General features: G+C 42.7%; 27 protein-coding genes, 1 other RNA gene and 1 riboswitch. Of the genes, 16 read left to right on the top strand and 12 right to left on the bottom strand.

The annotated features are described in order from the left end of the window. Positions 1-161: 161 nt before the first annotated feature. The 13 genes from metK (at position 162) to rnk (ending at position 14685) form a co-directional block, all read left to right on the top strand. A complete protein-coding gene (metK, locus tag K2Q13_RS08765) occupies positions 162-1325 on the top strand; it encodes a methionine adenosyltransferase (protein WP_292920684.1) in 1164 nt (387 codons plus the stop codon). A gap of 58 nt (positions 1326-1383) precedes the next feature. Next, positions 1384-1460, top strand: a riboswitch (S-adenosyl-L-homocysteine riboswitch). 16 nt (positions 1461-1476) lie between these two features. Beyond that, the gene (ahcY, locus tag K2Q13_RS08760; protein ID WP_292920683.1) at positions 1477-2910 is read left to right on the top strand and encodes an adenosylhomocysteinase; all 1434 of its coding nucleotides are present in this window, start codon (positions 1477-1479) and stop codon (positions 2908-2910) included. A gap of 130 nt (positions 2911-3040) precedes the next feature. Continuing rightward, complete coding sequence (gene metF, locus K2Q13_RS08755; protein ID WP_292920682.1) at positions 3041-3898, top strand: methylenetetrahydrofolate reductase [NAD(P)H]; 858 nt, start codon at positions 3041-3043, stop codon at positions 3896-3898. A gap of 171 nt (positions 3899-4069) precedes the next feature. Continuing rightward, positions 4070-4759 (top strand): hypothetical protein, encoded by a 690-nt coding sequence (locus K2Q13_RS08750; protein WP_292920681.1) that lies wholly within the window; start codon positions 4070-4072, stop codon positions 4757-4759. A 93-nt stretch (positions 4760-4852) separates the two neighbouring features. Then, positions 4853-5713: a bifunctional methylenetetrahydrofolate dehydrogenase/methenyltetrahydrofolate cyclohydrolase FolD gene (gene folD, locus K2Q13_RS08745; RefSeq protein ID WP_292920680.1), complete on the top strand. Its 861-nt coding sequence runs from the start codon at positions 4853-4855 to the stop codon at positions 5711-5713. 37 nt (positions 5714-5750) lie between these two features. Next, positions 5751-8411, top strand: a complete 2661-nt coding sequence (gene aceE, locus K2Q13_RS08740; RefSeq protein ID WP_292920679.1) for a pyruvate dehydrogenase (acetyl-transferring), homodimeric type — start codon at positions 5751-5753, stop codon at positions 8409-8411. A 91-nt stretch (positions 8412-8502) separates the two neighbouring features. Then, a complete protein-coding gene (aceF, locus tag K2Q13_RS08735) occupies positions 8503-9846 on the top strand; it encodes a dihydrolipoyllysine-residue acetyltransferase (protein ID WP_292920678.1) in 1344 nt (447 codons plus the stop codon). Positions 9847-9876: 30 nt separating this feature from the next. Continuing rightward, the gene (gene nadD, locus K2Q13_RS08730) at positions 9877-10554 is read left to right on the top strand and encodes a nicotinate-nucleotide adenylyltransferase (protein WP_292920677.1); all 678 of its coding nucleotides are present in this window, start codon (positions 9877-9879) and stop codon (positions 10552-10554) included. After that, a complete protein-coding gene (gene rsfS, locus K2Q13_RS08725) occupies positions 10551-10877 on the top strand; it encodes a ribosome silencing factor (protein WP_292920676.1) in 327 nt (108 codons plus the stop codon). Before nadD ends, rsfS begins: the two co-directional genes overlap by 4 nt. 33 nt (positions 10878-10910) lie before the next feature. Next, positions 10911-11381, top strand: a complete 471-nt coding sequence (gene rlmH, locus K2Q13_RS08720; protein WP_292920675.1) for a 23S rRNA (pseudouridine(1915)-N(3))-methyltransferase RlmH — start codon at positions 10911-10913, stop codon at positions 11379-11381. A gap of 109 nt (positions 11382-11490) precedes the next feature. Beyond that, positions 11491-12108 carry a Maf family protein gene (locus K2Q13_RS08715; RefSeq protein WP_292920674.1) on the top strand — a complete coding sequence of 206 codons (618 nt, stop codon included), beginning with the start codon at positions 11491-11493 and terminating at the stop codon, positions 12106-12108. Positions 12109-12365: 257 nt separating this feature from the next. Then, the gene (rng, locus tag K2Q13_RS08710) at positions 12366-13820 is read left to right on the top strand and encodes a ribonuclease G (protein WP_292920673.1); all 1455 of its coding nucleotides are present in this window, start codon (positions 12366-12368) and stop codon (positions 13818-13820) included. A 454-nt stretch (positions 13821-14274) separates the two neighbouring features. Beyond that, a complete protein-coding gene (gene rnk / locus K2Q13_RS08705; protein WP_292920672.1) occupies positions 14275-14685 on the top strand; it encodes a nucleoside diphosphate kinase regulator in 411 nt (136 codons plus the stop codon). A gap of 134 nt (positions 14686-14819) precedes the next feature. Here rnk and K2Q13_RS08700 read toward each other — a convergent pair whose 3' ends face one another. Then, complete coding sequence (locus tag K2Q13_RS08700) at positions 14820-16007, bottom strand: hypothetical protein (protein WP_292920671.1); 1188 nt, start codon at positions 16005-16007, stop codon at positions 14820-14822. 49 nt (positions 16008-16056) lie between these two features. Then, a complete protein-coding gene (msrB, locus tag K2Q13_RS08695) occupies positions 16057-16578 on the bottom strand; it encodes a peptide-methionine (R)-S-oxide reductase MsrB (protein WP_292920670.1) in 522 nt (173 codons plus the stop codon). 198 nt (positions 16579-16776) lie between these two features. On the opposite strand from msrB, the gene K2Q13_RS08690 reads away from it, so the two are divergent. From K2Q13_RS08690 to K2Q13_RS08680, 3 genes are all read left to right on the top strand, one after another. Next, a complete protein-coding gene (locus tag K2Q13_RS08690) occupies positions 16777-17376 on the top strand; it encodes a DUF4202 domain-containing protein (protein WP_292920669.1) in 600 nt (199 codons plus the stop codon). Between the two features lie 122 nt (positions 17377-17498). Then, positions 17499-18062 (top strand): hypothetical protein, encoded by a 564-nt coding sequence (locus K2Q13_RS08685; protein ID WP_292920668.1) that lies wholly within the window; start codon positions 17499-17501, stop codon positions 18060-18062. Between the two features lie 132 nt (positions 18063-18194). Next, positions 18195-18398: a YjfB family protein gene (locus tag K2Q13_RS08680; protein ID WP_292920667.1), complete on the top strand. Its 204-nt coding sequence runs from the start codon at positions 18195-18197 to the stop codon at positions 18396-18398. Positions 18399-18956: 558 nt separating this feature from the next. Here the strand turns inward: K2Q13_RS08680 and K2Q13_RS08675 are convergent. From K2Q13_RS08675 to ssrA, 10 genes are all read right to left on the bottom strand, one after another. Continuing rightward, the gene (locus K2Q13_RS08675; RefSeq protein ID WP_292920666.1) at positions 18957-20171 is read right to left on the bottom strand and encodes a hypothetical protein; all 1215 of its coding nucleotides are present in this window, start codon (positions 20169-20171) and stop codon (positions 18957-18959) included. Positions 20172-20358: 187 nt separating this feature from the next. Continuing rightward, positions 20359-21096 (bottom strand): hypothetical protein, encoded by a 738-nt coding sequence (locus tag K2Q13_RS08670; protein WP_292920665.1) that lies wholly within the window; start codon positions 21094-21096, stop codon positions 20359-20361. A gap of 205 nt (positions 21097-21301) precedes the next feature. After that, positions 21302-21676 carry a transcriptional regulator gene (locus K2Q13_RS08665; RefSeq protein WP_292920664.1) on the bottom strand — a complete coding sequence of 125 codons (375 nt, stop codon included), beginning with the start codon at positions 21674-21676 and terminating at the stop codon, positions 21302-21304. An 18-nt stretch (positions 21677-21694) separates the two neighbouring features. Continuing rightward, positions 21695-22006, bottom strand: a complete 312-nt coding sequence (locus K2Q13_RS08660; protein ID WP_365725642.1) for a type II toxin-antitoxin system HigB family toxin — start codon at positions 22004-22006, stop codon at positions 21695-21697. Positions 22007-22033: 27 nt separating this feature from the next. Continuing rightward, positions 22034-23119, bottom strand: a complete 1086-nt coding sequence (locus K2Q13_RS08655; RefSeq protein ID WP_292920662.1) for a tyrosine-type recombinase/integrase — start codon at positions 23117-23119, stop codon at positions 22034-22036. Continuing rightward, positions 23095-23289: a MerR family transcriptional regulator gene (locus tag K2Q13_RS08650; protein ID WP_292920661.1), complete on the bottom strand. Its 195-nt coding sequence runs from the start codon at positions 23287-23289 to the stop codon at positions 23095-23097. The genes K2Q13_RS08655 and K2Q13_RS08650 overlap by 25 nt, the downstream gene beginning before the upstream one ends. Next, positions 23286-23705, bottom strand: coding sequence for a hypothetical protein (locus tag K2Q13_RS08645; protein WP_292920660.1), 420 nt, complete (start codon positions 23703-23705; stop codon positions 23286-23288). The genes K2Q13_RS08650 and K2Q13_RS08645 overlap by 4 nt, the downstream gene beginning before the upstream one ends. An 80-nt stretch (positions 23706-23785) precedes the next feature. Next, positions 23786-24010, bottom strand: coding sequence for a hypothetical protein (locus tag K2Q13_RS08640; protein WP_292920659.1), 225 nt, complete (start codon positions 24008-24010; stop codon positions 23786-23788). A 22-nt stretch (positions 24011-24032) separates the two neighbouring features. Beyond that, positions 24033-25721 (bottom strand): replication endonuclease, encoded by a 1689-nt coding sequence (locus K2Q13_RS08635; protein ID WP_292920658.1) that lies wholly within the window; start codon positions 25719-25721, stop codon positions 24033-24035. Positions 25722-25858: 137 nt separating this feature from the next. Beyond that, positions 25859-26078, bottom strand: a transfer-messenger RNA (tmRNA) gene (gene ssrA, locus K2Q13_RS08630); the annotation flags it as partial.

Genomic DNA, 26078 nt, shown 5'->3' with positions numbered 1-26078 from the left:
GATACAAAGTAAGAGTGGGTATAAGAAGCGCTGCTCATATTTGATAAATATGCTGCGTTTTGTGCCCGCATATTTTTTATGCTGTACGGCGATGTAGAAAGTTTCTCAACTACCTTCCTTCAACGTTGCACCACTTTTCAAAATTTTAATTATCATAAACTATGAGTGAATATCTTTTTACGTCTGAATCTGTTTCTGAAGGACACCCTGATAAGGTTGCTGATCAAATTTCAGATGCTGTATTGGATGCGATTCTGAGTCAAGACGCTAATGCGCGAGTCGCATGTGAAACGCTATGTAGTACTGGCTTAATTGTATTATCGGGTGAGATAACAACGCACGCTTCTGTGGATTATAATATTATTGCACGTGAGACGGTCAAAAATATTGGTTACACCAGTTCTAATATAGGATTTGATTCAAGTACTTGCGCGGTTCTGACTGCTTTTAACAAACAATCTCCGGATATTGCTCAAGGCGTCAATCGATCAGAAGAAGAAGAAATGGAGCAAGGTGCAGGTGATCAGGGTTTGATGTTTGGATTTGCTTGCAACGAAACGCCGCAGTTAATGCCGATGCCTATTTTTTATGCGCATCGCTTAGTTGAACGTCAAGCTGAGCTAAGAAAGAAGGGACAATTGGCTTGGTTGCGTCCGGATGCCAAATCGCAAGTGTCAGTACGATACCAAAACGATAAACCAAAGAGTATTGAAACTGTCGTAATTTCAACTCAGCATGATCCGGATATTTCGCACCAAACATTGACTGAAGCGGTGATTGAAGAAATTATTAAACCTGCATTGCCGTCTGAATTGATCAGTAATCACACTAAGTATTTGGTCAATCCAACCGGGCGTTTTGTTGTTGGTGGCCCGATGGGTGATTGTGGATTAACCGGGCGAAAAATCATTGTTGATAGTTATGGTGGTTCGGCACATCACGGTGGCGGTGCTTTTTCTGGAAAAGATCCATCCAAAGTTGATCGATCAGCAACTTATGCTGGGCGTTATGTCGCAAAGAATATTGTGGCTGCTGGAATTGCCAGTAAATGTGAAGTGCAAGTTGCCTATGCTATCGGTGTTGCACGGCCCGTTTCGCTAATGGTCAATACATTTGGTACTGGCAGGATAGCTGATGAAAAGATTGGACAATTGATAGAAAAGCATTTTGATTTGCGTCCTCGGGCTATAATTCATGCGCTTCATCTACTGCGCCCAATCTACGCGAAGACTGCGGCGTATGGGCATTTTGGGCGTGAACTCCCCGAGTTTACTTGGGAGGCCACGGATAAGGCTGCGCAATTGCGTATCGATGCTGGGTTATAAATTTTAGTTATATTCTCATTTTTCGTTTTTATTAATAAGGCTTAATCAATTCTTCCCCTGTGGTGAGGAGCGCTGCAACGGCTTGTTCCGTGAGGCTCATCATGGCGGGTACAGTTACAACGGCGCTCGTTCATACTTTGAGGAGATAATTATGAACGCTGTGCTTAATCCCGACGGTAGCTTCTTTACTGACTATAAGATTGCTGAGATCTCATTGGCAGAGTGGGGACGTAAAGAAATTGCGATCGCCGAGACGGAAATGCCAGGTTTAATGGCATTGCGCAATGAGTATGCAAATCAGAAACCACTGGCAGGTGCATGTATTGCAGGTTCTTTGCATATGACAATCCAAACTGCTGTATTAATTGAAACATTAGTGGCGTTAGGTGCAGAAGTACGTTGGGCGTCCTGTAATATTTTTTCCACTCAGGATCATGCAGCTGCAGCTATTGCCGCCCAAAATATTCCAGTTTTTGCCTATAAGGGTGAATCTTTAAGTGATTATTGGGAATATGCTCATCAGATCTTTGAGTGGTCGGTTGATGGGCTATCACATGGCGCCAATATGATCTTGGATGATGGTGGCGATGCCACACTATTGCTCATTCTGGGCGCTAAAGCTGAGAGAGATCCTACGGTGATTGCAAATCCGGGCAACGAAGAAGAAACTGCTTTGTTTGCTTCGATTAAAAACAAGTTGGCTTCACGGCCAAACTGGTATTCAACGAATCTTGCTAGGATACGAGGTGTAACAGAAGAAACCACGACTGGGGTGCACCGATTATACGAAATGCATAAAAACGGAACGCTGCCGTTTCCAGCATTTAATGTAAACGATTCTGTCACCAAGTCAAAGTTTGATAATCTTTATGGTTGTAGAGAATCGTTGGTTGATGGCATCAAGCGGGCAACAGATGTAATGATTGCTGGAAAAATTGCTGTGGTTTGCGGTTATGGAGATGTCGGTAAAGGTTGCGCACAGTCGTTACGAGGTTTGGGGGCAACGGTATGGATTACCGAGATTGATCCTATTTGCGCGTTACAAGCAGCAATGGAAGGCTATCGCGTTGTTACGATGAACGATGCTTGTGATCAGGCGGATATTTTTGTGACTGCAACGGGTAATTTGCGCGTAATCACGCATGATCATATGTTGAAAATGAAGGATCAGGCGATAATCTGCAATATTGGCCATTTTGATTCGGAAATCGATATTGCTTCTATTCAGAAATATGAATGGGAGAATATCAAACCGCAAGTTGATCATGTTATTTTCCCAACGGGGCGGCGTATTATTGTGTTGGCGCAGGGTAGATTGGTCAATCTGGGATGCGGCACGGGACATCCCTCTTTTGTTATGTCCAGTTCATTTACTAATCAGGTATTGGCGCAAATGGAGTTGTGGCAGAATGGGGCGAATTACCAAAAGAGTGTCTATATATTGCCGAAACGACTGGATGAAAAAGTTGCGCGATTGCATATAGGTAAGCTTGGAGTGAAACTTACAGAACTGACGGATGAACAAGCAAAATATTTGGGCCTAGATAAGAATGGCCCTTATAAGCCTGAAATGTACCGATATTAATCATTTGAACAGAGGGGCAATTGATTTTTTCTGGTTTGATTGTTCCTCTCGCTGATAAAGGTCTCCCAAAACCAGGGTGATAAGTATCAGTGTCAATAGTGTTAATCGTACAATTCATAGGCTTGCATTGATGGACTCACAAAAAAAATTTTCTCCAACTTTCAGTTTTGAGCTTTTTCCACCACAAACTCCACAAGGTATCGAGAAATTACGGCTTACACGTCAGCAGTTGGCACAATTTAATCCCAAATTCTTTTCGGTAACCTTTGGTGCAGGTGGATCAACGCGCGAGCGGACGTTTGAAACAGTACTCGAAATTCAATCGGAAGGACATGTGGTTGCGCCACATCTATCTTGCATCGGTTCAACGCAGCAAAATATTCGAACTATTCTAGAAAAATATTCTGAGATTGGCATCCGCCACATTGTTGCCCTACGTGGTGATCTGCCGTCGGGAATGGCGCAAGCTGGAGAATTTCGTTATGCCAGCGAGCTGGTCGCCTTTATTCGGAAAGAATTTGGCTCGTCATTTCATATTGAGGTAGCCGCGTACCCGGAATACCACCCGCAAGCTCGATCTGCGCAAACGGATTTCGAGAATTTTAAGCGCAAAATTGAAACAGGTGCAAATTCGGCGATTACTCAGTATTTTTATAGCGCTGATGCCTATTTTAATTTCGTTGATTCTTGTGAGGTAGCGGGGTTAGATATTCCGATAGTGCCTGGAATTATGCCGATTAATAAATTTTCTCAGCTTGTCAGATTTTCAGATACTTGTGGCGCTGAGATTCCCCGGTGGATTCGCAAGAAGCTAGAAGGGTATAGCGATGATAGCGCGTCAATCCAAGCATTCGGTTTGGATGTTGTGACGAATCTCTGCGAGCGCTTATTAAAAGCAGGCGCGCCCGGGTTACATTTTTATACATTAAATTCAGCCAATCTAACCTCGATTATTTGGCAGCGATTGAATCTTCAAGAATATGCTTAGTAATTTGTATCCATTTCTTTAATCTAATCAAGAATTAATGTGATCTTCAGAGAATTAGGTTCAAATTGTGCATCGGTGATGCATTCGGAATGATCTTTTTCCTGTTTGGGTAAGCCAGTATATAATATGCATCAATGTTCTGATTAAAATAAAAAAGTACGAGGTCATGAAATGAATGAGAAGAATACCACTGCCGATAAGCCGGTTGTGGAAACACCAGTATCAGAGATTATCACTTCAGATGTTTCGACAGTGGATGCATGTATCGCACATGCTAAAGAAGTTAAGGCTACACAGCTTGAGCTGTTAGCAAGCAAGAATTATGATTTTGCGCCAGAATTTTACGAAATGACAATTCAACTGTACTTGTTCGGTGCAATGTGGAAATTTGCAGAAAACTTAGGGAACGCCGAGGATGCACGTGAGTTAGCTTTTGCAGCATTACAAGCGATGCTAATCCAAGACAGATTGCCTCAACAAAAAGCGGTCAAGCGTATCGATTTTCTGAGAAAAATGTCCAAGCTGGAAGATGATCACAATGCCTTGGCGGTAGCCATTGGTTATGAGTCTGAGATGGGCGACAATAGCTTGGCTGAAGTATTTGATCATTATGTTGACGATACGCAAGTCTCTGGTACCTTCTGGCGATTGTATGACCGCGGTCGGAAAATAATGCTTTATGGTGGTTTGTTGATAGCCTTTCTGGTAATTTGGTTTGTAACTTTGTTTATGCCAGGAAATAGCACGATTGCAATTCTTGCGGCAGGACTTATTGCGGCAGCGCTTTTTGTTATACCGGTATTCTTGATCGGCATCTTTATGTATCGCGCAAAAATTAAAAAAGCAAAACAAGTCAATTAACTTTGGAGCATGGCTGTCAATAAATATGCTTCATGTTTTCCTATGTATAGCATTAAACTCATCGTAATGGATCAACTGGCTGCTGACAAATAAATGGGTACTCATATTCTTGATGGCAAGAAAGTAGCAGAATTGGTGCGCGCTGAGTGGAAAGTTCGTGCTGACAAACTCGTTCAGTCAGGCGTAAAGCCTGGGTTGGCCGTGATTATCGTTGGCAATAATGCGGCATCCGCAATTTATGTTAGGAATAAAATCAAAGCATGTGGCGATATTGGCATTTATTCTGAAGTGCATAGCTTTCCAGAGAATGCAACACAGGATGAGGTATTGGCGTGTATTCAATCGCTCAATGAGAATCCACATATCCACGGTATTCTAGTCCAATTGCCGCTCCCAGCGCATTTTGAGAATAATCGCGTCATAACCTCTATTGCCACTGAGAAAGATGTGGATGGTTTCCATCTCTATAACGTTGGCGCATTAGTTACTGGAAACACCGCATTCTCACCTTGTACTCCCTATGGGGTGATGGTAATGCTGGAAAAGAACCATATTCCAATAGAAGGTCAGCACGCAGTAGTGGTTGGACGCAGCAATATTGTTGGAAAACCGATGGCACTGATGCTATTAGAGCAAGGCGCTACAGTTACTATCTGCACTTCGAAAACACGTGATTTGTCGCAATTTACTAAAAATGCTGATATTTTGGTAGTCGCAACAGGAAAACCGAGCATGATTACTGCTAAAATGGTAAAACTAGGGGCTGTAGTTGTGGATGTAGGCATTAATCGATTGCCGGATGGTAAGCTCTGCGGCGATGTCGATTTTGAATCTGTCAAAGAGATTGCCAGTTACATTACACCAGTTCCAGGTGGGGTAGGGCCGATGACAATTACCATGCTGCTGTGTAACACCATCTTGGCTGCGGAACGTGCTCAGGCCAGTATTAAGTAATTTTAAGCCAATTAACCTTTAATGAGTGTCTTTGGAAATGGAATTACAACCCGATATTGATCCGCAAGAAACACAGGAGTGGCTGGATGCGCTGGATTCAGTTATTGTTAGTGCTGGCGGGGAGCGCGCTCACTTTCTGCTGGAAATGCTGATTGAAAAAGCACGCCGCTCGGGTGCTTATTTGCCTTATAGCGCTAGAACTGCTTATATCAACACGATTCCGACTGGCAAAGAAGCGCATTCACCGGGAAATAACGCGATCGAACACAGAGTTCGCTCGTATGTTCGCTGGAATGCCATGGCGATGGTGCTGCGTGCCAATAAAGAAACCAATGTTGGTGGGCATATAGCGAGTTTTGCATCAGCAGCAACGCTCTACGATGTCGGTTACAATCACTTCTGGCGTGCGCCGTGTGAGACTCACGGTGGAGATTTAGTTTATGTGCAGGGGCACTCCTCCCCAGGCGTTTATGCGTATGCATTTCTATCTGGAGAATTAAGTCAGGATCAGCTGGATAATTTTCGTCAAGAAGCCGGCGGAAATGGTTTGTCTTCTTATCCGCATCCTTGGTTAATGCCCACTTTCTGGCAATTCCCAACTGTTTCAATGGGATTGGGCCCGATAATGGCGATTTATCAAGCACGATTCATGAAATACCTTGGTAGCCGGGAAATGGTTAACACCGAAGGACGGAAAATCTGGGCATTCATGGGTGATGGTGAAATGGACGAGCCCGAATCGCTCGGTGCAATTTCATTGGCATCCCGTGAGAATTTGGATAATCTCATTTTTGTAGTTAACTGTAATCTTCAGCGTCTAGATGGACCAGTGCGAGGAAATGGCAAAATTATCCAGGAGTTGGAGGGTGCGTTTCGGGGTGCTGGTTGGAATGTGATCAAAGTGATTTGGGGATCCTATTGGGATCCTTTGTTAGCTAAGGATACTAAAGGTTTATTGCAGAAACGCATGATGGAATGCGTGGACGGAGAATATCAGAACTTTAAGTCGCGCGATGGCGCATACGTGCGTAAGTACTTTTTTGGAAAATACCCTGAATTATTGGAAATGGTTGCCAATATGTCGGATGATGATATTTGGCGGTTAAACCGGGGTGGGCATGATCCCTATAAGGTATATGCAGCTTATGCAGCGGCGGTCAAACATACCGGTCAACCTACCGTAATACTCGCTAAAACTATTAAAGGGTATGGTATGGGTGAAGCCGGGGAAGCGCAAAACATTACGCATCAGCAGAAAAAGATGGGAACCACGTCACTCAAAGCTTTCCGTAATCGTTTTGGTTTGGATATTCCGGATGACAAGATAGACGAAGTACCTTATCTCACGTTTGCTAAAGATTCTCCAGAATTCACTTACATGGAAGAGCGACGTAAAGCGTTGGGAGGTGCTTTTCATCGCCGTAAAACTAAGTCGGAATCATTACAAGTGCCGCCATTATCCGCTTTTGAATCATTGCTGAAAGCCAGTGCAAAAGGACATGAGTCGTCAACGACCATGGCTTATGTGCGTATTCTGAATATTCTGGTCAAAGATAAAAAAATCGGTAAGCATGTCGTCCCGATTGTTGCCGATGAGTCGCGCACCTTTGGTATGGAAGGTATGTTCCGACAACTGGGGATCTGGTCATCGGTGGGACAATTGTATACGCCGCAAGATGCCGATCAACTGATGTATTATAAAGAAGACAAGCATGGACAGATCCTGCAAGAAGGCATTTGTGAAGCGGGCGCAATGTCATCCTGGATCGCCGCTGCGACGTCTTATAGTACACATGGAATTCAGATGATTCCATTTTTTATTTTTTATTCCATGTTTGGCTTTCAGCGTGTTGGTGACTTAGCTTGGGCAGCCGGAGATATGCGTTGTCGCGGCTTTTTACTGGGCGGGACAGCAGGTCGTACGACATTGAATGGTGAAGGGTTGCAGCATGAAGATGGACATAGTCATATCGTTGCGTCAACGATTCCTAATTGTGTATCGTATGATCCGGCATTTGCCTATGAGCTGGCTGTCATTATCCAGGATGGATTGCGCCGGATGTATCAAGAGCAAGAGGATGTTTATTACTATATTACAGTAATGAATGAAAACTATTCGCATCCTGAAATGCCTGTTGGTGCTGAGAAAAATATTCTTCGGGGTATGTATCTGTTTAAACTAGGAAATAAAAGCAGCAAAAGGCTACGTGTTCAGTTATTAGGGGCGGGAGCTATACTGCGCGAAGTGATCGCAGCCGCCGAAATACTCAAGCAGGAATATAATGTTGATGCCGATATCTGGGGCGTCACCAGTTTCAATGAACTAAGGCGTGAGGCGCTGGGTGTTATGCGTTGGAATATGCTGCACCCTACGCAACCGGCTAAACTGTCCCATGTGGGAAATTGCCTTAAAGGGCATAAAGGGCCTGTAGTTGCGGCAACCGATTATATGAAAATTTATGCTGATCAAATTCGCGAATTTGTTCCTGGACGATATTGTGTTCTAGGAACAGATGGTTTTGGGCGCTCTGATACACGTGAAAAATTACGGCATTTTTTTGAAGTGGATCGTTTTTATATTACCGTTGCAGCACTCAAAGCCTTGTCGGAAGAAGAGAAAATTTCAAATAAGCAGGTTGCGGACGCCATAAAGAAATATGGCATTGACCCTGAGAAACCGAATCCCGCGATAAGCTGAGTTTAAAGCGAAAGCGTGAAATAACATTAATCGTCCAAGTCAAATTCTTGCATTATTATCTCTTTTTAGCGGTGCAATTTGAGGAAAGCATGTGGCTGAACTAAAAAAAGTTTTTATTCCTGATATCGGAGATTTCAAAGACGTTCCTGTTATTGAAATCCTAACTAAAGCGGGTGATGCTGTTAAAGCAGAGGATTCGCTGATTACACTTGAATCCGACAAGGCCACCATCGAGATTCCATCACCCTTTGCCGGTTTGATCAAGGAAATTTTTGTCAAACCCGGAGACAAGGTATCGGAAGGTACAGCAATTTTAACCATCGAAGATTCTGGCGAAACAGAAACAGAAACAGAAAAAGAAACAGAAAAAGAAACAGAAACTCCGCTCCAAGCTGCAGCGAAAGAAAACACCCATCAGGATATCGAGAAAGTTGTGTCTGAAGTTGAGGTCAAACCGGAGGAGGTTCAGCGAAAGCAAGAAAACGCGCCACAACAGACATCGACTACAGACAATGTTTCTTCTAAGGCGCATGCCAGCCCATCAATTCGCCGCTTTGCCCGGGAACTTGGTGTTAATCTGGAGTTAATCACAGGAAGTGGCCCTAAGCATCGCATCCTGAAAGAAGATGTGCAAGCTTATGTAAAGGAAGAATTATCAAAGCCTGGAAATGGGAGTTCTGGTGCGGTGCTTGATTTGCTACCATGGCCCGAAGTAAATTTTTCTAAATATGGGTCCATCGAGTTAAAGAGCCTGACACGAATCAAACAAATTTCTGGTGCCAATTTGCACCGGAATTGGGTAATGATCCCGCATGTAACCCAGTTTGATGAGGCGGATATTACTGATTTGGAAGCGTTGCGGAAAAAATCCAACGCAAATCAGAATGGCAGTAAAGTAAAATTAACTCTATTGGCATTTTTGATGAAAGCATTGATCGCACCGCTAAAGAAATTCCCGGAATTTAACGCATCACTCGATAATAATTCAGGTGGTGAGGTCAGCTTAGTTATCAAACATTACTATCATGTCGGCTTTGCAGTGGATACCAGTAATGGTTTAGTTGTGCCTGTGATTAAAGATGTCGATCAAAAAGGTATTATCGCAATTGCCGAAGAGTTAACCAAGCTATCTTCATTGGCGCGTGAGGGCAAATTAAAACCCGCTGATATGCAGGGCGCCAGTTTTACTATATCGAGTTTAGGTGGGATTGGTGGGACAGCATTCACACCGATTATCAATGCTCCTGAAGTCGCTATTTTAGGAATTTCAAGAGCTGACACTAAACCGGTTTATCGAGACCACCAGTTTGTTCCACGTCTAATACTTCCTTTGTCACTTTCCTACGATCATCGCGTCATTGATGGTGCTACTGCAGCGCGTTTCACCACGCATTTGTCAGAAGTGTTGACAGATATGCGGCTTGCTTTACTATGATATATACTGAATTTTAAAAGACTGAGACGGGTGGAAATTATAGATAAATTTCCTTTAATCGGGATCTATGGCGGTACATTTGATCCCATACATTATGGTCACCTGCGTATCGCCGAAGAATTACTCAATAATACTGGTTTGAAGCGCATTCTTTTTGTTCCCTCCGGTGTTCCTAGGTTGCGAGTTGCCCCTGCCGCATCGAGAGGTCACCGTTCAGCCATGGCGCGTTTGGCAATTCAAGATAACACTAAGTTTTCTCTTGACGAACGCGAAGTTAACCGCCCCGGTGTGAGTACAACAATTCAGTCGCTGCGTGAATTCAGGTGTGAGCTCGGTGATAATGCGGCACTTTGTTTTATTTTGGGGATTGACGCATTTGTTAAGATAGATCAATGGGCGGAATGGCAGGAATTATTTGCGCTGTGCCACATCATTTTAGTTGCCCGCCCAGGCTATGCTTCTATTAGCGATGATAAAGCATTATCGGCGGAGATAAGGAAAGAATTTTTATCTCGTTCTGTAATGTATGCCGGTAATCTTGAATTACAACCCAATGGTTTTATTTATACCGCTCAGACATCTTTGCTGGAAATTTCAGCATCGCAGATACGATTATTGATAAAGAATAATAAAAGCATACGCTATTTGTTACCAGAGAATGTTGCTGATTATATTCAATCCAATCGGTTATACACCGGAGATTTATGAATTCTGAAAAGCTTATTGCGGTCATTACCGATGCACTGGAGGAAATTAAAGCGCATGATATTGATGTAATCAACGTTGCAGAAATAACTTCGATGTTTGAACACATCATTATTGCCAGTGCAGACTCGACGCGCCAGACAAAATCATTGGCGAATAATGTGCAAGAAAAGGTTAAAGCTGCTGGAGGAAATGTCTTCAGTGTGGAAGGGGAGCAGACAGGCGAATGGCTGCTGGTTGATTTGGGTGATGTGATCGTGCACATTATGTTGCCGGCCGTGCGTGAATATTACAATTTGAAAGCATTATGGTCCGAAAGGAGCTAGTTTCTACCCGATCATGCACAATTTCTTTAAATTATGAAATGTTTTATACTCGCGGTCGGACACAAGATGCCCGATTGGGTCAATACGGGTTATCTTGAGTATATCAAGCGCATACCGCGGGAAATTTCGGTAAATTTGATTGAAATAAAGCCGGAAAAGCGTGCTGTTGGAAAACCAACTGAACAACTTCTTTGGGCAGAGTATCAGAGGATCCGTTCTGTTTTGCCGCACCAATGCCGAGTCAAAGTTTTGGATGAAGGCGGGCAACAATGGTCAACAAAACGATTTGCTAATGAAATGCAAGGATGGATGAATAATGGCGATGCGATTGCCTTCGTTATTGGGGGAGCCGATGGATTACATAATGATATCAAACATACCACTAACGAATTGATCGCTGTATCGGAGTTTACCTTACCTCATGGACTTGTTCGGGTAGTATTGGCAGAGCAGCTCTATCGGGCGATATCCATTCTCAAGAACCATCCTTACCACAGAGATTGAAAAGCAGGGATGCACTAAATTCACTTTTCTGTCGCGTTTCAGATACCATAGATAGACCGCTAATAATATCGGAATCCCGCGTTTATTAATTATTACCATATTGATTGAAATGTTTCCTGAAAACCAAATATATCTTGCCTCAAGAAGCCCTAGAAGACGTGAATTATTAAGACAGGTTGGCGTGCGATTTAACCTTCTGATGATGCGTGAAACCTTAGGTCGTACTATTGATGTCGATGAACAGTCGCTAGAAAATGAAGCGGCTACTGACTATATTTATCGGATTACACAATTTAAAGCTACCGAAGGCTGGAAAAGGCTGTTGCAACGACGATTGCCTGTATTGCCTGTATTGGTCGCGGATACCATTGTCACGATTGACGGCTGTATATTAGGGAAACCCAGAGATAAATTGCACGCGGAGGATATGTTAAAAACTTTATCCGGGCGATCACATCAGGTATTAACAGCCATTGGTGTTGGAGTCAAGGATAATACTCAAGTTAAACTATCGACTTCAACTGTGCGTTTTCGTGAAATTGGCGAGCAGGAAATACGTCGATATCTGGAAAATAATAATATTTTAGACAAAGCAGGCGCTTATGCAATTCAGGGCGTGGCAGCTGCATTTATTGCTGAGATATCAGGCAGCTATAGTGGTATTATGGGTCTTCCACTGTACGAAACTATACAATTGCTTGGAGAAGTGGGTGTACAAGTTGTTTAGTTTAACAAGCCGTTGAGAACGAACCTATTTGCATTGCTGCTGCGGTGTTAAAAACAGCTCAAATGCTTTTATTATGCAGAAACTGCGCTTTCACACCTGTTTTTTGTCTTGCTTCAACTGCTTCGAAAACATTTTCTAATGGCTTGTTAAATGTCTCGATAAAGATTTATCTTAGGATGTTATGTGAAGGATGCCGTATTAATTTTTGGTTTTAAAACTCAATTGCCTAGTTTCAAAAATAATAATACGTATCGGATATGAGTAACGAAATTCTAGTCAATATTACGCCACAAGAAACCAGGGTAGCCATACTCGAACAAGGCGTAACGCAAGAGCTTCATATTGAGCGGACTAGTGGACGTGGCATCGTAGGAAATATTTATAACGGTCGTGTGAGCCGTGTATTACCCGGCATGCAATCGGCATTTGTAGATATTGGTCTTGACCGAGCGGCTTTTTTGCATGTCGCGGATATTCGCGATTCTAGGTCGGAAGATGATGCTTTAAGACCGATCGAGAAGCTTCTTCACGAAGGTAATAGCATCTTGGTTCAGGTGATCAAGGATGCGATAAGCACGAAAGGCGCACGTCTTTCTACTCAAATAAGTCTGGCTGGGCGTTTATTGGTTTATCTACCGCAAGAATCCCATATTGGTATTTCACAGCGTATTGAAGATGATAGTGAACGTGAATTATTGCGTGAGAAGTTGCAGCAAATTCTACCAGAGGATGAAAAAGGGGGCTACATCATCCGAACTATGGCAGAAACTGCGGATGAGAACGATCTCCGTGCAGACTTGGAATATTTGCATCGGTTATGGCGCGACATTCAACAAAAATCTGTGACTATCTTGGCACCTGTATTGCTTTATCAGGATTTGGATCTCAGTCATCGTGTATTACGTGATTTTATTGATGAAGATACAGTCCGTATTCTGGTGGATTCACGTGAAAATTATCAAAGATTGGTTAAGTTTGCGCAAAGCTACATGACATGTATTGCGGAGCGGATAACTTTATATACCGGTGATCGTCCATTATTTGATTTGTGCGCGGTTGAAGACGAAATTGAAAGATCTCTGGCGAACCGAGTTAATTTAAAATCTGGTGGATATTTAATCATTGACCAAACTGAAGCGCTCACTACCATGGATGTCAATACCGGTGGCTTTATTGGTGTGCGTAATTTCGATGACACTGTGTTTAAAACTAATCTTGAGGCGGCGCAGGTCATTGCTAGGCAATTGCGTATGCGTAATCTGGGCGGAATTATCATCATTGACTTCATCGATATGGAATCTGAGGATCATAGAAATGCGGTCCTGTCTGAATTCAACAAAGCATTGATAAAAGATCGTACGCGCATAACTGTTAGCGGATTCAGTTCGCTGGGTTTGGTTGAAATGACGCGTAAGCGTACCCGTGAAAGTTTGACGCAAGTACTTTGTGAAACTTGCCCAACTTGCCAAGGACGAGGCGAAGTTAGGACGGCACAAACCATCTGCTACGAGATTCTGCGTGAATTACTTAGGGAATCGAGGCAGTTTGATGCGAATGAATTTCGAATCCTGGCATCACAGCAAGTCATTGATTTGTTTCTTGACGAAGAATCTCAGAGTTTGGCTCAGTTGGGCGACTTCATAGCCAAGCCCATAAGCTTGCAAATTGAGGAATCCTATACACAAGAACAATATGATGTGATATTAATGTAGTAGTTTTCTGCGGAGTTCTCGGTTCGATCAGATACTAAATGAATCGAAATTTCGGCAGAGTATGCTGTTTTTCTTTAACCCTGCTGACGACGTGATACTCCCCAGCTTTTATTTGATACAGAAAATGTTTTTTGGTGTTAATTTTGAAGATGAAGAAGTTAAAGGGTTTTGCAGCGTGGACGATATTATCGACTATACTAGTTAGCATCCGTCGGGAGTTAGGTTTTGACAGAGGGTTTCGTGAGATTTTGATTTATTTTGAACCCGAATAAGTAAAGGGATTCCTAGCGTTAAGTTTTTTTCGTGTCTGGTAAAAAGATTATTCCGTTTTTAACCTAGCAGCGGCAAGCTACAGATAATTCTTCAATGTTCTGCCAGATGAACGACACCCTCAAGCTGGGCAGCTGCCCTTCCTTGTATAATTCTATCATTTGCAATTTAAAAGGATAAGATCGTGAAAAACTTGCCATCGATTACCATAACCAGCCTGGATCAAGTACGCCTTGAACGCTTGTTTAGTTCAAAGAATTATAATCAACTTGCGGGAATCGATACTCTCATGGATGAGATTGATCGCGCTACAGTCGTCGAACCTACCGAAGTTCCGCCTGATGTTATTACCATGAACTCGACTATTCGTTTTATTGATGATACGAATAGCTCGGAATATAAGCTTACACTTGTTTATCCTGATGAAGCTGGCGCACCTGAAACGATTTCTATCGCAGCGCCCGTCGGAAGCGCCTTGCTCGGATTGTCTGTAGGCCAATCAATCATGTGGCAAGTACCTGGAGGGCGAGAGTTGAGCCTGCGAGTGTTGGAGGTCATTCGACAGCCAGAAGCAATGGGTGAGTACCACCGTTGAGATTGGCATTTCGGATAGATCCGCTGATGCTATGAAAGAACAGGTGGGAAAGTGCAGTTATGCATAATAAATATGCATTTTGAGCTTGTTTTTAATACCGCAGCGGCAATGCAGTAGAGCTTTTCAATGGTTTGTTAAACAGAAGTCAATAAGTATTCCAGTCCAACTTGGGATAATCCCACAAGATTGATGTTTTCCCCATTGAGAACAGTATCCGCAGCCATTACTCCAATTGAAGTAACGCTATGAGCGCCTGAATTCAGCAAACCTACGTAGTAGGCTTCATCTGCTGCAGAGGGTGCAAAGCCTACCACATTCTTATATAGTAGATTTACAACAGCCGTATGATTTGTTGCGTTGTCGCCAAGCGCGGCATTGATTGCAAATTGCATCAGCGCTTCGTAACTCATGCCGTTATCGAGCAAACTCAAGCCGATGCCGGAATAAACCTCGTTGGACAGCGATTCTTGGCCGAAAACAGCGCCCAATGTTTTGGCCGTGATGCCTGCTTTATCATCAAGATCAAGCGCTAATGAAATATCAGCGTATTGAATACGCTCAATTTGATTGAGTGTGTCTGTGCCGTCCGGTCCATTGTTTCTGTGGGTAATCGTCCAGCTTCCATCAACATTATGATTAATGTCGTAATCAGCAAGGTGGCCACGGTAAATGACTGTGTCAGTATTTTCATTTCCGATTAACGTATCATTACCTGCAAACCCGGTCAGTACATCTTTTCCTGTTCCACCCGCAATCAATTCGGCTTTGTCATGATTGGCTGCGAATGGGGTCTGAAAGCCTTCAAAAAAATTCATGAAAGTATTAGCAGTGGTTCCATTTCCATCAGCTTTGCTAAAGACCGCTCCCGACAACAAATAACCTTTCAATCCAGCCGTATCGGATGACGTACTTCCAGCGCCAATGAGATGTGCCGCTGCCAGCATTCCGGAGATTGTTATTGGATTGTCATTAAGGATTTGTCCTTCGTATTTATCAAGTTCCAGAAATTTAATTCTTCCCCATAAAATGTCATTCCAGTCGCGAATGATTATTTCTTGTATGGCACCGTTATTAAAGTAATCCTGTTTACTGTTGATTCCATTTTTTCCTGACCAGTTGCCAATCCAATCATTCCTGAATAAATTGCCATCACTGTTATCAATGCCATAGTATCCGAGGTCAAAAAGAGCCGCCTCTCCAAATTGGTACTTGCCGATATAACCAAACGGATTTTCAGTGCCGTAGTTCTGGGCACCACCGGAAACACTGGATGATTCTTTGAAACCCAATGCATCAAAATAATCTTGATATGTTTTAGCCATGATTATTTCTCATAAAGTGAAGTGGTCCTTGCATAACACAAACAGCTAATCAGCCTCTGAGTACCGGCAATGGTTCTTCTTTGGGCACGAAGTTAAGCGCAATGCCGTTATTACACCAGCGTTCTCCGCGAGGAGGTGGACCATCTTTAAACACATGACCTTGATGGCCTCCACAGCGAACGCAATGGTATTCTGTGCGTGGCCAGATCATTTTGAAGTCGATTTTAGTGGCAATATGCCCGGCAATTGGCTGGGTAAAACTGGGCCAGCCCGTCCAGCTCTCATATTTATGTGCGCTTTCAAACAATGGTAGATAACAGGCGGCGCAAATAAAGATACCTTCCCGATCTTCATAAACCAGATTGCTGGATTCCGGGCGCTCAGTTGCTTCTTCAAACAGGATTTCATAGGCCCTGGGTGAGACCAATTCGCGCCATTCCTTATGGGGCTTGTTGATGGGCGAAACAGGGCTAGCTGCTTCACCAACCACAGGAGTACGCGAGCATGCCGGAATTAGCGGAAGCACGATTGCTGCTGCAAGCGTTTGTAATATAAAAGTGCGTCGTTTCATAAAACCCTCTCCAATTCAGCCAAGGTGATCGTGTGCTGACTTATGTGTTCCTTATCAGCTTGAACCTTGTTAAACAAATGAAATCCATCATATACCCTGCAAATATAAATTGCTCGTTATGGTAACGAATCCTAAGTTTTAATTATAATGGTATCAAAGGCGCTTTAGCGTCAATCATTAGACCAACCAACTTTCGATATGACCCAACAATGTTTTGACAAAGCAAAAGCACTGATTGATGCGGCTAATGGCGAAGACCCGAACCAGGAAATCAGTGAGGGTAAAAATTGGCCGAAAGAGCTGCTTTATTCGCATCGCATGTCTGACATGCTCGAGCGCTATGCACCCGACGCTGATGATGCGATGAAGCTGGCAGTGAGGGCGCAGCACATCCAGCGCTGGAAATCGCCACGTAGCGATTATCCGATGAATCGCAGGGGCTATCATCAATGGCGTACTGGATTGACCAAATTTCATGCGGACACCGTGGCTGATTTGCTCGCAAAGGCTGGGTATGAAAACATACTCATTGCACGGGTAACCCAGGCCGTCGGCAAAAAAACGCTGAAGACCAATCCGAATACCCAGTTATTGGAAGATGTCGCCGGATTGGTTTTTCTCGAACACTACTTGCTCGAATTTGCAAGCAAACATCCTGAATACGATGATGAGAAGTGGATTAATATCATGGATAAAATATGGAGAAAGATGTCCGTTCAAGCCCATCAATTCACCCTTGATGGACACATCAAATTGCCGGATTTTTTCGCTGCGTTGATCAGGAAGGCTGTAATATAATCTATTGCGACAAGCCAGTTGTATTACTATCCTTAATCACTGGTTAATATAATTTTTCGTTATTACATTTAATCAGTAAAGATACTATGCTCACCAATTCAAAATTTTCATCCTATAAATTTATGCTCGTAATTTTGACTGGGGTCATATTTTCCTTCCTTGCATTCGGCATGCTGTATGGTGTGAGTTCGCAAGGTGACGCGGCAGAAACTTATCCAAAAGGTTTTCGTGGTGGTGCCTGTACCATAGAAACTGAAAACCTAATTATTGGTTATTCAGGATATTACCTCCCGGCAGGCTATGAATTGCCTGAGAATTCCATGCGGTCACCTCATGTTCCTGTTCAATGCGGCAAAGTACCCGAACCGGCAGCGGTAAATATCTCGATTGACTTGCTGTATCCAGAATCAGCGCGGAATTTTCTGTTAGCGCAACGCCTAGTTAAAGTAGAAGCTATTGATAATAAAGATAAAGAATACGAAATACTATCCATCGCCGCGCAATCTCATCCATCAGGTGTCATCACCCAAGCCTTAAAATTGAATGAACCCGGACAATATATTTTGTATTTGGAAGGAAAGAATGCTGAAAATGCAAATGTTCAAGTGAAAGTCCCATTAAAAGTTGGACTCGATTGGAAAGATCAATTTAAAAAACTTTTTTCAACATTCCTGAGAAAAGATTAATGGCCACAAGAAATGACTCGTATCACTACTGAGCAAAAACAATTTTAATCCAGATAAGAAAAAACCTTGTTGCCTCTAAAAGATAGGGTAATACCTGCCGTAATGAGCATTATAATAATTGGGAGAGATTTTATGGACGTAACCGGTATCGCAAGTGTTGCAACAGAAATGGCGAATTTCAATACCCAACAAGCGGTTGGCATGGCAGTCCTTAAAAAGGCCATGGACATTAACGCTGCAGGTGCTCTCGCTTTAATTGAGGCCATTCCTGATAATACTCAAACCGCTTCAAATTTACCCGCAAATCTTGGGCAAAATATTAATACGACCGCCTAATTTCACATTCATTAGTTCATCACTAACAACTTGCAAATAACTCAGGTTATTACGCAAGAACAATATCTCATGGTCAAGTTGTCATGATCATGAATACAAAATAACTCAATCGTAAGTGGCTATATAGCAGAGTAACTTAGACCGCTGTGGCGGGAATCGAACCTTGGTCTATTTCTGATATATCAATCATTTGTTGATTACCTCTGCTGATTTTGTGTCATTTAGAGACATTTTCTGAGATTAAGAAAGAGAAATATTATATGGGATTAAGTCTAAACTCAATTGCTAAGGTTATCAAGAGTAATGTCATATTTAATCATATGGTTATTCTTAGCAAAAGTATTAATTTTCTGTTAGATTGTAAATTTATGTATTTGTAGCATCCCATGTTATTTAAACGAGGAGCGTGCAAGTTTGCATGTTGGCCGATTATTTCTAGATGATAAATATATCTGTAACGCCTCATATCACCGGGAGCAAAAAGCAGAGCGACGAAGGAGCGTCACTTTTTTCTGTCCGTGTGTGTGATTGTTATACGGCACGACTTTAATCCTTTAATTATTCTTCGACTAAGCCAAGTCGGAGTCTTGGATACTCACCATACTTAACAGCATGAGTCATCACGGTATTGTAGGCTTCGAAAAAGGCATCTTCATTCTGAAGGCGCGAGCAGAATTGGTAAAGCTCTGGGTAGTCCAATGCTATACATGAAACTGCCTTGTCTCTGAAAAAATCAAGCAGAAGTGAACTGTATTCTCCATATTGATCATTGAACAACTCTTTGACCACTACCAATGCCTTAACTTCTAGCTCTTTGGTGTTAATGGAGTATTGCTTACCATTAATAAGAAACTCCAATCTACTTTCGATACGGCGATAGTATCCGACAGCCCCTTTTATCTGATTAATAGCTTTCTCAAGCGCATTTAACACATTGCTGCGTTTTCTTGAAAGCTTCTGCCGGCTAATCTGTTCAATATTTGGGCTATCCTTCGCTTGAATGATTAGTAATTTTGTATCAGTAATAACCAGAATATCGCACATCTCTTCCTTATCGTATACCCGCTTGGGGTTGATGTAGATTTGTTCAGGAGGGAAAACCAATAATAGACACTGAGCTATGTCTTCTTCTTGATAGCTTCCTGGTTCTTCTCTTTCCAATATGGTGTGGCTAAATCCACGCGAACCATGATAAGTATGCGGTTCTGGACGCACATCGAGTATGATAAAGTCTTCATCATAGACAGACTCGCTCAAAGAAACACTAATAGCCCGAGCATCATCAAAAGAGGTTCGCAACCCAAACCACCTTTCGATCTCATTTATTATTGTACGGGCGTTTGGGAAAGAAAAGCCCAGTAGAGTTACTTCGTCGATTTTCTTTTGTGTATCAACAGGAATCGTGGCTTGTGCACGATAGACCAAACGCTCACGTGACAGCTCATCAAAAAAATGAACATTGATCCGTCCATTTTTCAACGATTCGAATAATGCTAAAGAAAAATCATCTGCAAATAAGGGAGTCTTAATAATCAGAGGTTCATCTTCATCATCAAAGAATGCTGTAACCAACCCAAACGTTTGCTGATTATCAATAATTACGGGCACTAGGTAAATTTTGAAACTTGCATTAATTTTAGCGGCAAGGATGTATTCTTTTGGCGCTTTAACTATGAAAATTGGGCACTCTTCATCATCTAAACAAATGGGCAAAATGCCGCCTGGCATCTTTTGAATAGTAGGCATTAGGCTTGGATAAAGTATTGTCAACATTGATTGCAACCAAAAATATAGCACGCACATTATGCGCGCACTCCGTAATTTCTCACCTTAACAAATAAATATCTGTATTTATTCGACAGAAAACTGATTCACAGAATCCCGATTGTGCCGCATAACACCGCAAAAACTGGGTGGTGAAATCCGTGGAGTGAAGCGTCGTAGATTCTGACAGCCCATGTTAATTTGGACTGTCATGTATAGACATGCTAATAATTGTATGTCCTTTATAGAGTCCTTTCATTAAGTTGCTAAGCTTAATTATTAACTTATCATAATGCATGATACTGTCGACGCACATAATCATATTGTCAGTAGACATTTTTGCAATTTGAGCTTCGCGCTTACCTAATATTGAGTCAATTTTCTCTAGAGTTATTTCTTTGCCATGTTCTTTTTCGAGTTGTTCTACCGCTGGCTGAATAATTCTGTAGTGATGATCAGATCTTCTACTTATTACCTCTATAGCTGAGGCAATCTCTTGCTCAAAGCTAGATAGCTCGGTGAGTATATTTAACTCACCAGAGTTGAATATAAAGCTTAATGAGTCATAGTTAATATGTGGGTCTTTAATATCTAAACCAGCAATAGGCTGTATAAGGTAATGTCTGCCCGAGTTGTCTCTATATTTTTCGATGAATTGCTCTCTAATAGCACCAAATTTATTATGCAAGCGAATAAGTTGAAATATTACTTTATTTCCAGCCTCAACTTCAGTTCTGTAAGTTTCTTCTTGTTTTTGCTGTGCCTGTAATTTGAATGCATATTTTGCACCAAAGAATGCTGCTACAAGAGTGGCTAAAGGTGCAATGAGAGTGTTTATAAAAGGTAATAAAGATACATCTTCTGCAAAAGCAGCAAAAAATGCTCCTGCAAAAAAGAGAATGATCATTACAACTACTTCTGTATCACCTTTCATATTACCAACAAGTAATTATATAGCTCTGTTTATTTGCCATACATTCGGAAAAGAAATGAAGAAATTTTGATGTTAGTTCAATTTGCTAACTGCAATCATCCCTAACCGAATCGGTGTCAGGTCCAGAATGAAGAATTATCATTTTTTATCAAGTGGAAAGGAGTAATCATAGGGGCAGAGTCGATTGTTATTAGCAAACGTTTTTTTAAACATTATTTGTCTGCGTGGATTGTTTAATCAAAGATTCAGCAGGAATACCAAGTTGTTGATGTAGTTTCCAGATCATTTTGAGTGTCAGAGAACGTTTATGATTGAGTATTTCATATACGCGATTACTCTTTCCAATCATTGGCTCCAGGTCTTTAACGGTTAAACCTTTCTGTTCCATTTCAAATTTGATGGCTTCTACAGCATCAGGCAAATCAAGCGGAAAATGTTTGCGCTCATAAGCTTCTATCAGGGTTACCAAAATATCCAGTTTTTCACCTTCCGGAGTGTTTTGTACCGCCGTCATGAGTGATTCAACTTCCTTGAGCGCTCCGCGATAATCGGCATCGGTTTTGATGGGTTTGATATTCATGTCAGATTGTTTCCAATATTAAATCGTTTGCACGTCGATCCGTTCATATTGCGCATGAGTGCCTATGAAACGGATGTATACAACATTGTATACATAGCTAATCCATACCACCAGCCGATATTTGTTGCCGGCAATATTGAAAACGACCCTGCCATCTTTCAAGATGCTGGCATTTTTGAAGTCTGCTTTCACTTCAGCGGGTGTTGCCAAGTTAGCCTTTAATACATGTCTGTACCAAGCAAGCGCCGGTTGAATAGCCTCGGTGTGAGATGGATCATTTTCCCAGAATGCTTTCAACGTCGACAGAGCTATAATTCTCTTGTGAGAAATATTAGTCCCATTATGGGACTTTTGTAACTATTTTGATTGAGGAATCCACCGGCCATAAACTTTAATGATCATACTCCAATCTTTGTGTCCCATTTGCTGGGCAACCCACAGCGGTTTCTCGCCTCTTGAGAGTAATGTTGATGCGAAAGTGTGGCGGGTTTGATAAGGATTGCGGTATTTGATGTTGGCTTTTTTCAGTGCCGGAATCCAAACATTTTTATGGATCGGTTGATCGTTTCTCCACGGTTGGTTGGTGTGTGGATTGTGGAAAACAGTTTCGTTCTGCTTCTTTGTAAATATTTGTTGATTGAGCAAGGCTTCTTTGGCTTGTGGTTGTAGCGTAACTTCCCGTTTTCCGGATTTTGTTTTGGTGTCTTTCAGTTGACCGCGTACATGAGCTTGTTTGATAAATATGCGGTTTTGGTCAAACTCAACATCTTGCCAGCGTAAAGCGATGAGTTCGGAAGTTCTCAATCCTGAGTAGAATGCAAATTGGATCAGGTTTTTTTCCTGGCCTGTCAGCTCTTTTAAAATTTTGGTGATTTCTTCTTGCGTGAATGGTTCGGGCTCGCGGGTTCTATTGGGTAAGTTCTTGACTCTGGTTAGTGGGTTTTTGTCTATGATTTCATCATGGTATAGCTCTTCAAACATTTGACGAAGCGGGGTCAGAATGTTGCTTTTGCGTTTGTTGGAGCAGGGGAGTTCAGATAACCATTCTTTAACTTTGCTGGCAGTCAGTTCAGAAATAGTGAGATTGCCGAATGTGGGAATCAAATGGTGATAGATGGCACTGTTATAGTCTTGCAACGTGCTTAATTGCAGTTTTGCCTGGTTGCGTTGCAGCCAGCTTATCAGGGCTTCTTTGATCGTGTAGAGATCAGGACGGTTTTTCCTGAATTCTTTGGCTTTCTTACTGTACGGAAAATGCCGGTTGTAATCGAAAGTGCCGGTCTTGATTTCATACTTGATGGATTGCAGCTTAAGCGCCAGTTCTTTTTGCGCAGTTTTAGTTGGAGGTATGGGTATTGATTCGCGGCAACGTACACCTTGATAGGTGAACGATATCTGTGCACTATTGCCGCGGATCGTTATGCCTCTTTGCCTTGCATCCATGAGATTGCTTCTTTGACGTTTATGGTAATTTTGCCGTTTGGCGCTTTAAACCAATGAATTTTGTATCTCCATTGTCCTTTCTTAATATATTGGCGGATGGCATTCTCAGTTAATCCAGTATGCTGGGCAAACTTTTTGACAGTTACCGGAATTTGATCGAGGCAGCTCATTTTTTCTCCCCCTCAGCATTATCGGTAATATGCTTGGTCACGTGCTTTTCGACTTCCCCTTGATTCTCGATTAAGCCTTTATCTTCGACTTTGCGCTTGCCCATCACTACCGCCCAGAAACTGCCGATTTTTTGCGTAATGGCATAACCTACGCTTTTGGTTTCGCTGTAGCCGGTTGTTTCCGGGCAGACATCCTGAAAATTAAGGCCTAGAATTTTTTCATAGCGGCGATAGGTCAAGGGATTATGAAGTATTTTAAGAACACGCCAGCCAAAGTATTGCCCCATGATCAATGCGCCTAAAGCGCTTTCAAGTGTCGTGCCAACACCTCTGAATTCTTTGATATTCTTTAAAATAATTTGCTCTTGTTCCTCACTGAGGTTTAGATCAAATAGTTTTCTTTGATTGGTTTCCATAATAAATATTGACTATGAGAGTAGATAGTGATTCCTATAGTACGCTATTTATTTTCACAGTAAATAGTATATGTGTCCTATTAATCTAAAACAGTCACCTGGTTTTGAAATTCTTCTTTGGTGAATTGCCGCATCTCGTCATGAAATTTGATGACAATCTCAATTTGATCGTTAAGCGTCAATACCCCGCAAATGTGGCCGATCTGCGTGATGCTGTATTTTTCGCCAGGTTCAGGCGCATCCTGTTTTAGAACTGCAAGCCGGTAGATTAAGGAAACCGCTTCTTCAAGATTAAATGTATTCATAATATTTAAATTTTTAATTTTTTTAGTGTTGAGTTGGGTTTTCATGGTGAACCTTTTGAGGATGAAATGGGGTTGGTACAGTTATTGATACAAGTCCAAGGGAAACAGCTCCGGCATGACATTGCGTGCGCTCGGCTTGCGCCTCGCTCCTTAATGTCACGTCCTCGCTGTCGACTTTGAAAAGCATCCAAACATGTTTGCGTGTGCTATAGCTTGAGCCTTTCCAAAGTATTCCGGATACGCGCAATGGTGCAGAATCGCCATAACGTCCTGTAGCCGGTGAATAGGCTTCCCTGGTCATTGGGTTGAGGTGCTTGCTTTGATCGTACAAAGGTTTGATTGCATGTGAACGGTGAGGAGTTTCAGGATTGCCCATTGCCAGCATGAAGGCTGCCCAATCACCGGCGGTTGCAGATTTCCGGATGGTTTCAAGTTCCGGTTCGTCAGCTTTGTCAAGTTTTCTCAATTGTCGCCAGACAGTGACGCTCGGGCCGCCGATTTGTTGAAATTGACGAATGCCCCAGGTATTTGCCCAAGCGGTAATGCGCTCGGCTGCTTTTACAGCATCATTACCATACAAATCTTGATCGAGCGCAAATCCGTCGATATTCTTGGAGATGTACTTGGCGATGTATCCCACTGACGAACCTTTAGCGGGATCAATTGCTTCCACTTTGAAACGGCGCTCTTGTGCACCTGGTTCGTTGCCATTATCCAAAAGTGCATAATGACGCATGACTTTCCTCACCGCTTCACGGTGTTTTTCCGGCATGAATAATAGTAAATGCCAATGCGGTGTGCCGTCGTGGTGCGGTTCAACTACCCGGAAGCCATAAGGTTGAATGCCCTGGCGATGCAATTCAGCGCGAATTAAAGACCAAATATGGGTGAGGTATTCGTGCGCTTGTAATACGCTGGTGCCGTCATAGCGTGGATTGGTTGCGCCATGATGCAAACAGGCATGCATGCGCGAAGGAGTGGTAACGGTATAGAACTCACCCACATGACCCAGATGATCGGCAACCATTTCAAAACCTCGGATACGTGTCATCAATTCAGCACGGCGAATTGCTGGATTGGATACCGAACGATCGGCTAGGTTCTGCAGGGAAAAAAGATCACCATTTTCATTACTTACAAAGGTAGAAGCCAGATAGAGCCGGTTTCTCTCTTTTTGTTTGCGCTTAACATGAATCGTGTAGTCGCTGGCATATGTGCCACGTAGGCGGTTGACCAGCTCGATATTTCTGGCAATGGTTTCAATCTTGCGCAATCGAAGAATCTGGATTCTACGAAACCACCAGTGATGGCAGCACATGCGATTCAGAGCCGGTTCCAGATTATCGCCTTTGATGGATGGCCGCTTGACTTGATAGTGATCGACAATGCGCAAGCATGCCTGATACGCGTCAGAAGGGGATTTAGTGCGGTTGCGTGCCAGGTAGCATTTTTCAGCATAACGCTTGGAGGCATTGAGCAATTCTTCATGATCAGCGCATAGATTCAGATCCTCAATGCGCAGCTGATTATAAATATCTTGCAGTTCATGGTTTGCTTGCTCGAAACTGGAACGTTCAGCAGCTTTGATGTAATGAGCCGCCAAATCTCCGGCAATCGGGGAAAGCTCAGTGAAAATATGTTGCCGGATGCGGCGGCAATTTTCTGTTCCATAGGCTGCGGTAAGATTGTCGGCATAAATGACTTGTGGCAAATTTGTGTCATTTTTGTGCCACAACCGAGGCCTATGGAGACCAACCGGGACTAAGGGGAGATTTGTAAGACTGGAACTAAGACCCTGTTTTATATGGGTCTTAGTTGGTCTTGAGTGGTCTGGATTAGACCGCTTATTGGTGGAGACGGCGGGAATCGAACCCGCGTCCGCAAGCCCTCTACAGACAGTTCTACATACTTAGCCATGCTATTTGATTTAACCTGGCAACCGCCAACTGGCAGGCTGATGACAGGCGAGTCACCTTGCGTTTAACGTTTTATAAAGTGACCCTATAGAACGCGATCCTCGTTAGTAACTCTGCTGTCTGTTGCCAGACCCGGCGTTGAGGCCCACCGG

Origin of the sequence: Nitrosomonas sp., assembly GCF_019752095.1 — a bacterium.
Classification (GTDB): domain Bacteria; phylum Pseudomonadota; class Gammaproteobacteria; order Burkholderiales; family Nitrosomonadaceae; genus Nitrosomonas.
Note: the sequence above shows the minus strand (reverse complement) of the source record. Positions and strands in the feature narration are given on the sequence as shown.

Excerpts from the sequence above, each read along its gene's own strand:
- metK (WP_292920684.1), top strand. The coding sequence starts at position 162 with ATGAGTGAATATCTTTTTACGTCTGAATCTGTTTCTGAAGGACACCCT.
- ahcY (WP_292920683.1), top strand. The coding sequence starts at position 1,477 with ATGAACGCTGTGCTTAATCCCGACGGTAGCTTCTTTACTGACTATAAG.
- metF (WP_292920682.1), top strand. The coding sequence starts at position 3,041 with ATGGACTCACAAAAAAAATTTTCTCCAACTTTCAGTTTTGAGCTTTTT.
- K2Q13_RS08750 (WP_292920681.1), top strand. The coding sequence starts at position 4,070 with ATGAATGAGAAGAATACCACTGCCGATAAGCCGGTTGTGGAAACACCA.
- folD (WP_292920680.1), top strand. The coding sequence starts at position 4,853 with ATGGGTACTCATATTCTTGATGGCAAGAAAGTAGCAGAATTGGTGCGC.
- aceE (WP_292920679.1), top strand. The coding sequence starts at position 5,751 with ATGGAATTACAACCCGATATTGATCCGCAAGAAACACAGGAGTGGCTG.
- rsfS (WP_292920676.1), top strand. The coding sequence starts at position 10,551 with ATGAATTCTGAAAAGCTTATTGCGGTCATTACCGATGCACTGGAGGAA.
- rlmH (WP_292920675.1), top strand. The coding sequence starts at position 10,911 with ATGAAATGTTTTATACTCGCGGTCGGACACAAGATGCCCGATTGGGTC.
- K2Q13_RS08715 (WP_292920674.1), top strand. The coding sequence starts at position 11,491 with ATGTTTCCTGAAAACCAAATATATCTTGCCTCAAGAAGCCCTAGAAGA.
- rng (WP_292920673.1), top strand. The coding sequence starts at position 12,366 with ATGAGTAACGAAATTCTAGTCAATATTACGCCACAAGAAACCAGGGTA.
- K2Q13_RS08700 (WP_292920671.1), bottom strand. The coding sequence starts at position 16,007 with ATGGCTAAAACATATCAAGATTATTTTGATGCATTGGGTTTCAAAGAA.
- msrB (WP_292920670.1), bottom strand. The coding sequence starts at position 16,578 with ATGAAACGACGCACTTTTATATTACAAACGCTTGCAGCAGCAATCGTG.
- K2Q13_RS08690 (WP_292920669.1), top strand. The coding sequence starts at position 16,777 with ATGACCCAACAATGTTTTGACAAAGCAAAAGCACTGATTGATGCGGCT.
- K2Q13_RS08685 (WP_292920668.1), top strand. The coding sequence starts at position 17,499 with ATGCTCGTAATTTTGACTGGGGTCATATTTTCCTTCCTTGCATTCGGC.
- K2Q13_RS08680 (WP_292920667.1), top strand. The coding sequence starts at position 18,195 with ATGGACGTAACCGGTATCGCAAGTGTTGCAACAGAAATGGCGAATTTC.
- K2Q13_RS08675 (WP_292920666.1), bottom strand. The coding sequence starts at position 20,171 with ATGTTGACAATACTTTATCCAAGCCTAATGCCTACTATTCAAAAGATG.
- K2Q13_RS08670 (WP_292920665.1), bottom strand. The coding sequence starts at position 21,096 with ATGAAAGGTGATACAGAAGTAGTTGTAATGATCATTCTCTTTTTTGCA.
- K2Q13_RS08665 (WP_292920664.1), bottom strand. The coding sequence starts at position 21,676 with ATGAATATCAAACCCATCAAAACCGATGCCGATTATCGCGGAGCGCTC.
- K2Q13_RS08655 (WP_292920662.1), bottom strand. The coding sequence starts at position 23,119 with ATGGATGCAAGGCAAAGAGGCATAACGATCCGCGGCAATAGTGCACAG.
- K2Q13_RS08650 (WP_292920661.1), bottom strand. The coding sequence starts at position 23,289 with ATGAGCTGCCTCGATCAAATTCCGGTAACTGTCAAAAAGTTTGCCCAG.
- K2Q13_RS08645 (WP_292920660.1), bottom strand. The coding sequence starts at position 23,705 with ATGGAAACCAATCAAAGAAAACTATTTGATCTAAACCTCAGTGAGGAA.
- K2Q13_RS08640 (WP_292920659.1), bottom strand. The coding sequence starts at position 24,010 with ATGAATACATTTAATCTTGAAGAAGCGGTTTCCTTAATCTACCGGCTT.